The sequence below is a fragment of the Halobacillus yeomjeoni genome, assembly GCF_020171525.1.
Taxonomy (GTDB): Bacteria; Bacillota; Bacilli; order Bacillales; family Halobacillaceae; genus Halobacillus; species Halobacillus yeomjeoni.
Map to the genome: position 1 here is coordinate 1 of NZ_JAIVAI010000007.1, position 13,236 is coordinate 13,236.

At 43.0% G+C, this 13,236-nt stretch carries 10 protein-coding genes; 9 read left to right on the forward strand and 1 reads right to left on the reverse strand.

Annotated elements, in window-relative coordinates; all coding sequences use genetic code 11:
• Positions 1-363 precede the first annotated feature (363 nt).
• The 8 genes from argC (at position 364) to LCL89_RS14705 (ending at position 10,517) form a co-directional block, all read left to right on the forward strand.
• Complete coding sequence (gene argC / locus LCL89_RS14670) at positions 364-1,401, forward strand: N-acetyl-gamma-glutamyl-phosphate reductase (protein ID WP_224810715.1); 1,038 nt, start codon at positions 364-366, stop codon at positions 1,399-1,401.
• Positions 1,402-1,421: 20 nt separating this feature from the next.
• Positions 1,422-2,648: a bifunctional ornithine acetyltransferase/N-acetylglutamate synthase gene (gene argJ / locus LCL89_RS14675; protein ID WP_224810716.1), complete on the forward strand. Its 1,227-nt coding sequence runs from the start codon at positions 1,422-1,424 to the stop codon at positions 2,646-2,648.
• Positions 2,611-3,426 carry an acetylglutamate kinase gene (gene argB / locus LCL89_RS14680; protein ID WP_224810717.1) on the forward strand — a complete coding sequence of 272 codons (816 nt, stop codon included), beginning with the start codon at positions 2,611-2,613 and terminating at the stop codon, positions 3,424-3,426. Before argJ ends, argB begins: the two co-directional genes overlap by 38 nt.
• A complete protein-coding gene (locus tag LCL89_RS14685; RefSeq protein ID WP_224810718.1) occupies positions 3,423-4,586 on the forward strand; it encodes an acetylornithine transaminase in 1,164 nt (387 codons plus the stop codon). The genes argB and LCL89_RS14685 overlap by 4 nt, the downstream gene beginning before the upstream one ends.
• A gap of 108 nt (positions 4,587-4,694) precedes the next feature.
• Positions 4,695-5,759, forward strand: coding sequence for a carbamoyl phosphate synthase small subunit (locus tag LCL89_RS14690; protein WP_224810719.1), 1,065 nt, complete (start codon positions 4,695-4,697; stop codon positions 5,757-5,759).
• Positions 5,752-8,778, forward strand: a complete 3,027-nt coding sequence (gene carB / locus LCL89_RS14695) for a carbamoyl-phosphate synthase (glutamine-hydrolyzing) large subunit (protein WP_224810720.1) — start codon at positions 5,752-5,754, stop codon at positions 8,776-8,778. Before LCL89_RS14690 ends, carB begins: the two co-directional genes overlap by 8 nt.
• A complete protein-coding gene (gene argF / locus LCL89_RS14700; RefSeq protein WP_224810721.1) occupies positions 8,775-9,740 on the forward strand; it encodes an ornithine carbamoyltransferase in 966 nt (321 codons plus the stop codon). The genes carB and argF overlap by 4 nt, the downstream gene beginning before the upstream one ends.
• A gap of 291 nt (positions 9,741-10,031) precedes the next feature.
• Positions 10,032-10,517, forward strand: a complete 486-nt coding sequence (locus tag LCL89_RS14705; RefSeq protein ID WP_224810722.1) for a GyrI-like domain-containing protein — start codon at positions 10,032-10,034, stop codon at positions 10,515-10,517.
• A 218-nt stretch (positions 10,518-10,735) separates the two neighbouring features.
• Here the strand turns inward: LCL89_RS14705 and LCL89_RS14710 are convergent, their stop codons facing one another.
• Positions 10,736-12,139 (reverse strand): Na+/H+ antiporter NhaC family protein, encoded by a 1,404-nt coding sequence (locus tag LCL89_RS14710; protein WP_224810723.1) that lies wholly within the window; start codon positions 12,137-12,139, stop codon positions 10,736-10,738.
• 139 nt (positions 12,140-12,278) lie between these two features.
• Here LCL89_RS14710 and LCL89_RS14715 point away from each other — a divergent pair, with 139 nt between their 5' ends.
• Positions 12,279-12,725 (forward strand): SRPBCC family protein, encoded by a 447-nt coding sequence (locus LCL89_RS14715; protein ID WP_224810724.1) that lies wholly within the window; start codon positions 12,279-12,281, stop codon positions 12,723-12,725.
• The last annotated feature ends 511 nt before the right edge of the window (positions 12,726-13,236 follow it).

Here is a 13,236-nt window from a genome sequence, read left to right on the forward strand (position 1 = left end):
CTATATCAAGACTGGTAAGGAGGCCGAAAAACGCTCCTCTTCTTAAAATCGGCTAAAATCAACCCAATACCTACGGGAAGTAGAGGAATTTGACAGTTTCGTTCATATCAGGAGGCTCACCGCGCTCCCGCGGAAAGCGAGTGATTCCCCGCAGCCCATCCGCACATATCGATATAAACTCTTTAGCTATTATGTCCTTATTTTGAAGACTAAATATCAACAATCAACTTTAACAGAGCCAAAAAATTAAATATTAAAATTGAATAAAGTATTCAAAAAACAGGTTGACATTTCAATGGAAAGAAGGAATAATACTTTAAATATACAGTAGATATTATATTTATACATGAAGGTGGTTTTGTAGTGAAAGCAGGAATTGTAGGAGCTACCGGGTATGGGGGTATTGAGTTATTTCGCTTACTCCGTGAGCACCCTGAAATAGAAGCCATTCATTTATATTCTTCTTCACAGGCAGGAGAAGATTTTACAAATATTTATAAACACTTGAACAGTCAAGAAACGATTGTTTTGGAAGAACTCCAGCCGGAAGTGATGAAATATGAGCTGGATGTCGTATTTTTAGCCACGCCGGCAGGAGTTTCCCGAAATCTGACTCCTGATCTTCTGGGTGGATCTGCAGTCATCATAGATTTGTCCGGAGATTTACGGTTGAAAGACCCTGAGTCATACGAGGAATGGTACAAGAAGGAGTCAGCTTCTGACCACATTTTGAAACAGGCGGTTTATGGACTTCCTGAATGGAATGAAGAAGAGATTGTAAATGCAAAGGTCATTGCTAATCCGGGCTGTTACCCGACTGCGACGTTACTAGGACTGGCTCCATTAATCAAAGATCGCCTTGTAGAGCCTCACTCGATTGTTGTAGATGCTAAATCAGGCGTATCTGGAGCAGGGAAGAATCCTAATCCAACGACACACTTTGCTCATACACAGGAAAATTTTCAAATCTATAAAGTAAATCAACATCAGCATATCCCTGAAATTGAACAGGCACTTCATGGATGGGATGAAGCAATCGAACCCATTACATTCTCTACTCATTTAGCCCCTATGGTACGGGGGATCATGTCTACGATTTATTTAAAAATGAAAGAGCCTCTATCGGAAAGAGAATTACATGAAAGATTTTCCAGTTATTATGATAGCCGACCATTCGTCAGAGTACGGCAAGAAGGCAATTTCCCATGCACGAAAGAGGTGTATGGATCGAATTACTGTGATATCGGGCTGACTTTGGATCCGAGGACAAACCGGGTGACGATCGTATCGGTGATTGATAATTTGATGAAAGGTGCGGCCAGTCAGGCTGTACAAAATATGAATCTAGTATTTCACTTCGATGAGGAAGCTGGTTTACTACGGTTACCTGTATACCCTTAATAAAGAAAGGAAGAGATGATTTGGTACATACGGCGAAAACATATTCCGTCGAAAAAGTGGAAAACGGAACGATTTTGTCTCCTAAAGGCTATCAAGCAGGCGGCATGCACTGCGGACTACGATATAAAAAGAAAGACTTTGGAATGCTGGTCAGCGAAACACCGGCAGCTGCAGCTGCCGTTTACACGCAAAGCCACTTTCAAGCGCCCCCTTTAAAAGTTACTCAGGAAAGTATTAATGATAAAGGGAAACTGCAAGCCGTGGCCATTAATAGTGCGATCGCGAACGCCTGTACAGGTAAGCAGGGGTTGGAAAATGCGTATCAAATGCGAAAGATGGTAGCCGACCGCTTTTCTCTTCCGGAAGAGTATGTGGCTGTTGCATCTACCGGGGTCATCGGTGAACAGCTTAAAATGGACGAAATTACAAAAGGCTGTACCAGTGTAGAGGTCAGTAAACAAGGAGCCGTGGATTTTCAAAAAGCTATTTTGACGACGGATACTTGTGAAAAATCCGCTTGTTATCAAGTACAGATAGATGGAGAAACCGTCACAATCGGGGGAGCGGCTAAAGGATCTGGGATGATTCATCCGAATATGGCCACTATGCTCGGTTTTATTACAACGGATGCCTCTGTTGAACAAGACGTTCTTCAAAGAGCTTTAAGCAGTTCGATCGATCAGACATTCAATCAAATTACAGTAGATGGAGAGACGTCTACCAATGACATGGTGCTGGCGCTGGCAAATGGGATGGTGCAGCATCAACCCCTTGATCAAAACCACCCGGATTGGGAAGGATTCCAGGCGGCTTTACAGAAGGTTTGTGAAGATCTGGCTAAGCAAATCGCTAAAGATGGAGAAGGAGCGACTAAGCTTATTGAAGTTAATGTAGCGGGCGCAAAGACGAATCAGGAAGCGCAGATCATCGCAAAGAAAGTGGTTGGATCAAGCTTGGTGAAAACAGCCATCTATGGGCTGGACGCAAATTGGGGGCGGATCGTTGGAGCCATTGGTCACAGTGATGCTCAAGTGAATCCTGAGGCGTGTGATATTTATATTGAAGATCAACTGGTCTTCAGTAATGGGACGCCTTGTCAATTTTCAGAAGAGCAGGCAAGTGAAGATATGAGCAATGATGAAGTGACCATTGATATTCAACTCTATGAAGCGGATGGACACGGAACTGCTTGGGGGTGCGACCTGACCTATGATTACGTCAAAATCAACGCAAGCTACAGAACATAAAACGAAGCCGGTGGTGGTTGTGAAACTGGGTGGAAGCATGATCTCCCGTTTAAGCGAAAAATTTTACGAGAGTTTTTCAGAATTGATGCTCCATTATCACGTGATCATCGTTCATGGTGGAGGACCTGCTATTACGCGAATGATGGATAAACTCGGTGTGTCGGGAGAGTTTCATCAAGGCTTACGAAAAACGAATGAAGAAACCTTGGAAATTGTAGAAATGGCGTTATGTGGAAAGGTCAATGGAGAAATCACTTCACGCTTAGCAGCTGAAAAGATCAATGCGCTGGGTATGAAAGGATCGGATGCTTCCATATTGACGGCTCGCTTCATAGATCAGGAGAATTTAGGGTTTGTCGGTGAAGTAGAAGAGGTCAATGCAGATATCCTTTATCGATTATTACAAGCCGGGTACCTCCCAGTTCTGGCCCCGCTTGGAAAAACAATAACAGGACAAACCGTCAATATAAACGCTGATTTGTCAGCAGCTGCGGTAGCAAAAGCTGTCAACGCTGAGAAGTTGATTTATGTCACTGATGTTCCAGGGATTTTACGTGGAGAAGAGGTAATTGAGCGGATCACTCCTGAAGAAATCAACACATCCATTGATGAAGGTTGGATTTATGGGGGGATGATTCCAAAAGTTCAATCAGCGATGGAAGCTTTGTCTGATCAATTGAAAGAAGTCATGATTGTTAGTGGAGAACATGCATTAATTTCAAATCAAATAATGAACGGAACGACAATTCAACACAAGTCGAAAGAAGGGGTAGAATGAGTTTATTTCCAACCTATAACCGTTTTCCATTAACCCTTGTTTCCGGGGAAGGGACGACGGTGACGGATGATCAAGGGAAGACGTACTTGGATTTCGTATCGGGCATCGCTGTTTGTAATTTAGGCCACAGGCCTCCAGAAGTCCATCAAGCAATTGAGGAACAATTGAGTCGACTTTGGCATGTATCAAATCTATATCACATCCCTGTCCAGGAAGAAGCGGCGGATCTTCTTACGGAGCATACGGATTTGGATCGTGTTTTCTTTTGTAACAGTGGCGCTGAAGCTAACGAAGCTGCAATCAAATTAGCACGTAAACATACGGGGAAAGAAAAGATTGTCACATTTGAAAAATCGTTTCACGGTCGAACGTTTGCAACGATGAGTGCGACGGGACAGGAAAAAATCCATCAAGGTTTTGGTTCATTGCTGCCGACATTTGAATATTTACCCTTTAATGATGTGGATGCAATCACCGATTTAGAGGGAGAAGAAGTTGCAGCAATCATGGTGGAAGTGATTCAGGGGGAAGGCGGGGTTGTCCCTGCAACTCAGGAATTTCTAACGTCTGTTCAAAACAAATGCAAAGCCATAGGTGCATTACTGATCATAGATGAGGTTCAAACCGGCATCGGGCGGACCGGCACTCCATTTGCTTATCAAAGGTATGGCCTCGATCCAGATATTATCACTGTAGCGAAGGGGCTTGGCAGCGGTTTTCCTGTGGGGGCGATGCTCGGGAAGGAAGAGCTATCAACAAGTTTTTCCGCTGGTTCTCATGGATCGACATTTGGAGGGAATCCTTTAGCAGCAACTGCCGTAAAAGCGACCCTAAACACCATCTTTAAACCTTCATTTCTTACGGAAGTACAGGAGAAGGGTCATTTCTTCAAAGAGCTCCTTAAGGAGTGCACATCTGATGTGAGTGGAGTCAAAAGTGTTCGAGGAATTGGAATGATGATTGGTATAGAAGTAGACGACAAAGCTTTGGATATCGTCCACCGCTTGAGAGAAAAGGGGTTTCTTGCTGTAGTAGCCGGCCCTTCAGTCATTCGTCTGCTCCCTCCTTTAAATGTGAAAGAAGAAGAATTAAAGCAGGCGGCCCGCATTTTGGGTGATGTGCTTCAAAGTGAGTATAAAGAATTGAAACAGTTTGGTTAAATGAAAAAAGCGAGGATCTCTTACGGAGGGAAACTCGCTTTTATATAAAAACCAAATGTATAAAAATCCAACAAGTATAATAATTATGCATTTTCGAGGTGGTAAATAATGAAGGGTTACTTATGTTTTACGGATGGCCTCACTTTTGAAGGGGCAGCTTCGAATCAGTGGGAGTCCGATATACAAGGGGAAATTGTATTTTTTACAGGTATGACAGGGTACCAGGAAGTTCTCACCGACCCTTCATACAAAGGTCAAATTGTCGTCTTCACCTATCCTTTGATTGGTAATTACGGCATAAATGAAGATGATGCAGAGAGTGGGGAGATTCAAGTGAAGGGAGTCGTAATGGCCAGCTGTTCAGATTCAACCTCTCATTATAAAGCTACCACCTCCCTTAAAGACTACTTGAATGACCATAACATCCCTTACTTAACGGAAATAGATACGAGGGAGATTGCGAAAACCATAAGAACAGGAGGGACCCGTCAAGCGTGTTTATCCAATCATACGGCCCCATCCTTTGTCCCTACTGGAAGAGGTCAGGCTTATCAGGCCATTCAAAGTGAGATTGAGAGTCATGGAGATGGCATGATTCATATCGGATTAATCGATTTCGGATGGAAAAAGTCGATATTATCATCCTTAATAAGCAGGAATGTCCGAGTCACTATCATTCCATTTACGAACATCGACCATATATGGAACCTTCAATTAAACGCAGTGGTATTATCCAATGGCCCCGGAGATCCTAAAGACTTAATGGGAGAATTGCCTGGAATTAAGAAAGTACTGGAACAATATCCTTCGTTCGGGATTTGTATGGGACATCAGATCATTGCCCTTGCTTATGGTGCAGATACTATGAAACTTCCATTTGGTCACCGTGGAGCCAACCATCCCGTCAAAGATGAATGGACAGGGAAAGTCTTTCTCTCATCTCAAAACCACAGCTATGTTGTCGATGAAAGAAGCTTGTCTTCCACACCATTAAAGGTGAGGTTTACGAATGTGAATGACGGATCAGTGGAAGGGCTGGTCCATGCAGACAAACCGATCATGTCTGCTCAGTTTCATCCAGAAGCGCATCCTGGCCCCGAAGACGCAGAGTGGCTTTTCGATACCTTTTTTGAAGAGTTGGTCATGAAGAAAGGAGAGACAGTTTATGGGTGAAAAAGTACTTGTAATAGGTTCAGGGCCTATCATCATCGGTCAAGCTGCTGAATTCGATTACTCCGGCACACAAGGGTGTCTTGCCCTCCGGGAGATGGGGTATGAAGTGGTTCTCGTCAATGATAACCCGGCATCCATCATGACCGACTACACGGTAGCAGATATCGTTTATTGTGAACCCCTTACTGTGGAGAGTATTACAGCTGTTATACAAAAAGAGAAACCTTCTTCACTATTAGCAGGTTTAGGTGGACAGACAGCGTTGAATTTAGCCGTACAATTAGAAGAAAAAGGCGTTTTGGATAAGTACGGTGTTCAATTGTTGGGGACTAGTGTATCTTCCATTCAAAAAGGGGAGGATCGTGAACTATTCCGTGAATTGATGAGGGATCTCGGGGAGCCGGTTCCTCAGAGTGAAGTGATCACCTCCTTATCTGAAGGGCTGAATTTTGTGAACCGTGTGGGGTACCCGGTTATCAGCAGACCTGCGTATACTTTAGGTGGTCGTGGGGGAGGATTTGTCCACGACGAAGGTGAATTGAAAGAAAAAATACAAAATGGATTGAAAGCAAGTCCGATTGGTCAAGTGATCCTTGAAAAAAGCATTGCCGGTTTCAAAGAAATTGAGTATGAAATTATGAGAGACCATAAGGGGACTTGTATATCCGTTTGTAACATGGAGAATTTCGACCCTGTAGGCGTTCATACAGGTGATTCCATCGTTGTCGCTCCTTCTCAAACCTTGACCGATCAAGAATATCAGATGTTGAGGTCAGCGTCATTCAACGTCGTTTCTGCACTGGATGTCGTAGGTGGGTGCAATGTTCAATTGGCTTTGGATCCAAGTAGCGACCAATATTATGTCATTGAAGTCAACCCACGTGTCAGTCGTTCATCCGCCTTGGCTTCAAAGGCTACTGGCTACCCCATAGCGAAATTATCTGCAAAACTTGCTGTAGGTTGTACGCTGGATGAGCTTCTCAATCCATTGACCGGTCACACATATGCAAGCTTTGAACCGGCTCTGGATTATGTAGTGGTGAAATTTCCACGCTGGCCATTCGATAAGTTTACAGAGGCGGACCGGAATCTAGGTACAACGATGAGGGCTACCGGCGAAGCGATGGCGATCGACCGGACATTAGAGGCTGCTTTTCAAAAGGCGGTCCAGTCTTTGGATATTAGTGTCCCTTCTATTGAAGAGCCTTGGGCCCATTTAGTCAAAGCTACCGACCTTCGATATTTCGCAATTCTCGACTTGCTTCGTCAAGGAGTGTCCGTACAAGAAATTCACCTCCATACAAAAGTGGATCCGTTTTTCTTGGATGCCATGCTAAATATAGTCGATGTACAAAAAGAAATAAAACGTTCAACCTTAGAAAATCTCTCTGAACCCTTACTTAGAAAAGCGAAAAGATATGGGTTTACTGATGCATCGATTGCCGAGTTGATGGAGTCAACTGAAGAAAAAGTGAAACAGTTGAGGAACACCTATAAACTACAAAGAAACTACAAAATGGTAGACACATGTGCTGCAGAATTTGAGGCATCTACTAATTATGTCTACAGTACCTTCGCAGGTGAAAATGAAATAAAACCTTTGGAAGCGGATAAGAAAGCATTGATTATAGGGGCAGGTCCAATAAGGATCGGGCAGGGTGTCGAGTTTGATTACAGTGCTGTCCAGGCCATTCAAAGTTTACGGAAATCAGGGTGGACGACCATAATGGTCAACAATAATCCTGAAACAGTGAGCACAGATTATGAAACAGCTGACCGACTCTATTTCGAACCGATTCATAAAGAATCTGTCCAAGCCATTGCCGAACATGAAGATGTGGATTTGATATTTACGTCCTTCGGTGGTCAAACCGCTCTTAATGTAGGGAATGAACTGAAAGATACGAATCTTCCTCTTGCTGGTGTAAGTATGGATACGATCAGTGATCTTGAAGATCGTGACCGTTTTTATGCAGCCCTTGATTCTATGCAAGTCCCTAGAATTAAGGGAGGGACCTGTTATTCAAAAAACGAAGCGTGGAAAATTTCCGATGACCTGTCATTCCCGCTCCTATGCAGACCCTCCTACGTGATAGGTGGACAGGGGATGGTGAAGGTCGAAAGTGAAAGTTCTCTTAATGAGGCGCTGAACCAAACCGAAAACCGTCACTATCCAATCATCATCGATCAATTTGTCACAGGGAAGGAAATAGAAGTCGACTTGGTGGCAGATGGAGCCCATGTCTTTATCCCTGGGATCATGGAACATATAGAACCGGCAGGGGTTCATTCAGGAGATAGTATGGCAGTTTTTCCTTCTGAAGTCTCTGAAGAAGTGACTGGACTGGTTCATCAATACGCTAAGAAAATTGTTGAATTCTTCCGTTATGTCGGACCTATGAACATTCAGTTTTTATGGACTGAGGAACAACTCTATGTTTTGGAAGTGAATCCGCGATCAAGTCGTACAGTGCCAGTGATCAGTAAAGTTTCCGGTACTTCCTTGATTGATTTGGCTGTTCAAGTCATGACACATGAAGAACAAAGTATATTAAGTCATCTCACTCCACCAACCCTGTCGCATGTAGCGGTGAAGTACCCATTGTTTTCATATCATGCTTTACCGGAGCTTGACCATAAGCTGGGGGCGAATATGAAGTCTACGGGCGAGGGCATGTGTATCGGCAGTACTCGTGAAGAAGCTCTTGGCAAAGTATTTTCCCATTTACCGAGTCCTTATGAGAATTTCGAAGCTTATTTCATCGATGGAGTTGAGTCAGGAATCCCCAATAGTTCTGATTCTTTTGATACATGGGTGAAGTCGGACAAGGCAGCTGTTTACTTCAATGATCAAGATACAAAAGAAGCCAAAGCAAGAAGAATACAAGCATTAAAAAATGGACTTTCCGTATTTAGTGAATCAACAACTTTTCAAGCTTTGTTAGAGTCTTTGAATAGTGAAAATATCGAACCAATCCCTCTTCCCGGAGGAAAAACAAAAGGAGTGCTTACCCCATGAATTTGATGAAAACAACCATGGATACGTCCCTATCTATACAAGGCAGACACCTTTTGAGTTGGACGGATTTCTCTCAATCGGACGTTTCGAAGCTGTTAAGTATGACCCAGTACTTGAAAGAGAATCCATACTCCAAAGCGCTTAGTGGAAAAGTATTGGCTCTTCTTTTTGAGAAATCCTCTACAAGAACACGAGTATCTTTTGAGGTCGGAATGACACAGATGGGCGGGCATGCTCTTTATTTGAATTCCAATGACATTCAACTCGGACGGGGGGAATCGATCCATGACACGGCAAAAGTGCTCTCGGGCTACGTGGATGGCATTATGTATCGGACGACCTCTCATGAAAAATTAAAAGAGTTATCTGAACACGCCACTGTACCCGTCATCAATGGACTTTGTGATCTATATCACCCTTGTCAGGCATTGGCGGATCTATTTACGATCGTGGAATTAAAAGGAAGTCTTAAAGGTATGAACGCAGCGTTTATCGGTGATGGAAACAATGTAGCTCACTCCTTCATGATTTTAGCTTCTATGATGGGTGTCAACGTCAAAGTTGCAACACCAAAAGGGTATGAGCCTGATCCTGAGCTGGTAGAGAAATCGATGCAGCTTTCCAAAGATGCGGCGGGGGCTGTTCAGATCACTCATGATCCTGAAGAAGCTGTGCAAAATGCGGATATCATTTATACAGACGTATGGACAAGCATGGGGCAGGAAGAAGAGGCGGAAAAACGATTGCAGGCGTTTGAAGGGTTCCAGGTCAACGAACGTTTGATGAGTAAAGCTGAACCTGATGCACATTTCCTGCATTGTTTACCTGCTCATCGAGAGGAAGAGGTCACGACTGGTGTTATTGATGGGCCTCAGTCTGCAGTGTTTCAGCAGGCAGAGAACCGTCTTCATGCACAAAAAGCGATCCTTCATGCTTTGTTAGCATCTAAAGATACCCTATAAGTCACCTTAACTTAACGTATATCACCGAAGATAACCGGTTAATAAGGTCGCTTCCCCCATTTGAATTTTTCTTAATGTATGAAGTGTAATAAAAATGCATGCAGGGTAAAGGGAAGAAATATAATGATGGGAATAGCTATATTTTTAGTGAATCATTTTACTCTTTTAAAGGCGAAATTTTTATCGAAAAGCTACGAATATCATCGAATGGGGAATTTTTACAAGGGAAATATCGATTCGTGTTGAAGTAGTAAATGGAGAGTGATCAAATAAAAAAGGAGTGGCCCAATAATGAGTGAGCAAGTCTCGACGGCAGTCGAACCGAAAGTCGTAAAGAAATCCAGCTTCAAAGTGGTCGGGAGCTATTGCCAGACGATGATGGATGAACGGGAAGTAAAAATCCCGAGGCTGATGGAACATTTTCATACATCCAAACTTCATAAAGTGAGAAATCGAATCAATTCCCCGTGTTCAATCGGAATGTTTGTCGACCCTCCGAATTGGAACGAAGATACAGAGGCGTTTTATTGGATTGCTGCTGTCGAAGTCGATCGCTATGAAAAAGTTCCTCAAGACATGATCACAAAAACGATACCTGCTCACACATATGCTGTTCTGGAGTATGATCCTTCTATGCACGACTTCAACCCTTATCCTTATCTATTCAAATGGATCAAAGAAGAAGGCTATGAATTAGTCGAAGGTTTCGGGTTTGAGGTTTATCACCCGTATACTGGGTCAGAAACGAAATTCACATTACATCTTCCGGTCGAATAAGTATCAAGGGTGGTTGAATAAACCACCCTTTTTTTATTTGGTCTCCGTTTATATAAGCTCTGAGGTCCCGCCCAAGTCTTTTTTTCTGCAGGAATCTATCTGTTTTCTCTTTCCTTCTCCGGGCTGACTTCCATCGAACTCTTTAACGGAAAGAGCTGATACAAGCCCGCGCGCGAAAGATTAATACCATGCATGAACCGGATCACACATTAAATGAATTATTGTAAAAAAGAAAAACAGAAATACAGTAAGGAGGCTGCTCCGGCAGCTATTAAAGCCGGTTTCAACTTGAATTTTGCATAACGTATTGCATTCAAACCGAGAATTCCTGCTGTAGTGTTCGTGTCATCACTAAGGGGGGATGCAAATGCACCGAAGGTACCGCTGGCAAACACCGCCCCAATAACAATTGGCAGCGGGCTCCCAGCTGTTACTGCTAATGAAACGCCGACAGGCATGAGTATTCCCCACGTCCCCCAAGACGAACCGATAAAGTAAGAGAGTCCGCATCCTGCAATAAATAGGATGACAGCGACAAAATCAGGAGGTATCCATTGAAAATAAGAAGAAACGGTTTCTGAAAAATTCAGAGCCTCCGAACCTTTACTCAGTCCCCAAACGGTAGCCAGCAGTAAGATTACGCCCATCATTTCATTACCACCATCAATCAAGTGGTTCATCATTTTCCGGAGAGGCTCATCTCTGAACTTCAAATAAACGACGAATGCGATCAGAGTAAGGACGACTCCGAACACCATTGCATCTAAAACACTGGCATTAATGAAGGCACGAAAGCCAGTTTCACCCTCTTCTCTACCTAATTGATACATAAAGAAGAAAGTCAGTAAAATGACGCCTGCCAAGGGAACAATCAAATTCCAAGGTTTTGAAGGAAGCTCTTTCGTTACTGCAGGATGACAGTCCTCCCATTGATCGTCTTTCTGTTGGACATCTCCAGTTTCCGCATCTGTCGCCGGCTTTTTACTATGGTGGAAGAAACTTAAATAAAAACCCAGCACCAACATGGAGAATGCAAAGAAATTGAAGGGGATGCTCTGTATATAAAGTGAATAGGCATCTCCTTGTGCCCCCGATTGTTGTAAGGAAAGCTCAATGACTGAGGTCATATACCCTACAAAAGCGGTAGCGACAGGGATGATTACAACGAGAGGACTGGCAGTAGTTTCGATCACGAAACCAAGCTCCTGCTTACTCATCGGGATGGTTTTTCGAAGAGACTTCATCACAGGTGCTATCGTTACGATTCGAAAACTAGGCGCAGCAAATGTCCCGATGGATGAGAGCCACGTTAAAATAAATGCACCGCGCTTCTTTTCGATTCTTTCGGTGGCTTCTTGTACGAACCCTTTGATTCCACCGGACATTTTTACTACTCCAATCAATGCAGAGAAGGCATATAAAAAAATGATGATCTTTAAATTGTTTTCATCAGAAAGCCCCTGGACAATGAACGATAAAGCTTCCAGCATCCCTCTAAGCCAGTGAGAATCGACTAAATATCCGGAAACGATGACTGCAAATAGTAAGCTGGGAATTACTTGCTTCGTCCAAATTGCTGCTAGAATGACGATAACGAAAGGGATCACAGGAGTCCATTCCATTGGTTGTACCTCTCTTTCATTCAAGACTCTTAGTAGCATGTGTGGAAATAAATAAAGATATGCTATGGTCCCGGCAGGAATTGCAGGAAAGAAAACGAATATGTGTAAAAGATTGAAACAAGAATAGAGGAGGGGTCCGATGTCTTTTATAAATAAGACCGTAATCATCAGAAAGCCTATAGAAGATGTGTTTGATGAGGCGACAAACTTTAAAAATGGTCCTGAAGTCATGGATAACGTCATTGATGTAGAAATTTTGACTGAAGGACCGGTCCGAGAAGGTTTTCAGTTTAAAGAGACAAGAGAAATAAGAGGGCGGAAAGCCTCGGCGGTTATTGAAATAACCGATTACAAACATAATAAAAGCTATACGGCAAGAAGTGAGCAGAACGGGATCGATCTCCGCTACCATTATTCTTTTACAGAGACAACTGAAGGGACACGTGTGGACTTTGAAGGGGAATTGATCACAAAAGGGTTGAGAAATACACTGACGAAACCGTTGATTCAAATGATTATTAAAAAAGAAGATGAGAATCATCTGGATCACCTGAAAAAGCATATCGAAACCGTTCCATCAGAATGATATAATAAGGGTAAGCTATGGATACTATTGAAAGGTTCTCACACCCATCTAAATGGGAGAGAACCTGTTTTTTATATTATGGCTCTGTTAAAGTTTAGTGTTGATTTATTCGTTTTGCTCCTTTTGTGAGTGAATAGATACTATAACCATACTTTACTTCCATTTAAAAAGTTTAATTTACAAATTAGAAACTCTTAAATAGGATGTCGTATTTTTTGACCTTCACTCTTTTAACGAAAAAGGAAATTTCAAGAGACAATCATTGAAAGGGGCGTCGGGGAAGGGGGAGACTCCCGCGGGAGAAGGAGACAGGCGAGATCCCACAGGGCTTTAGCCCGAGGAAGCTTGCCGGTTCCCCCGCAGGAAAGCGGACCCTTCCCCGACGACCCTGCACTGAATTTATTTCTGTCAAACAAATTTTATAAAACAGAGAATATCAACAACAGATTTTAACAGATCCTATATTATAAATATCCGCAGTAACAGGCAAAAAAGCTTATATAAGGGTATA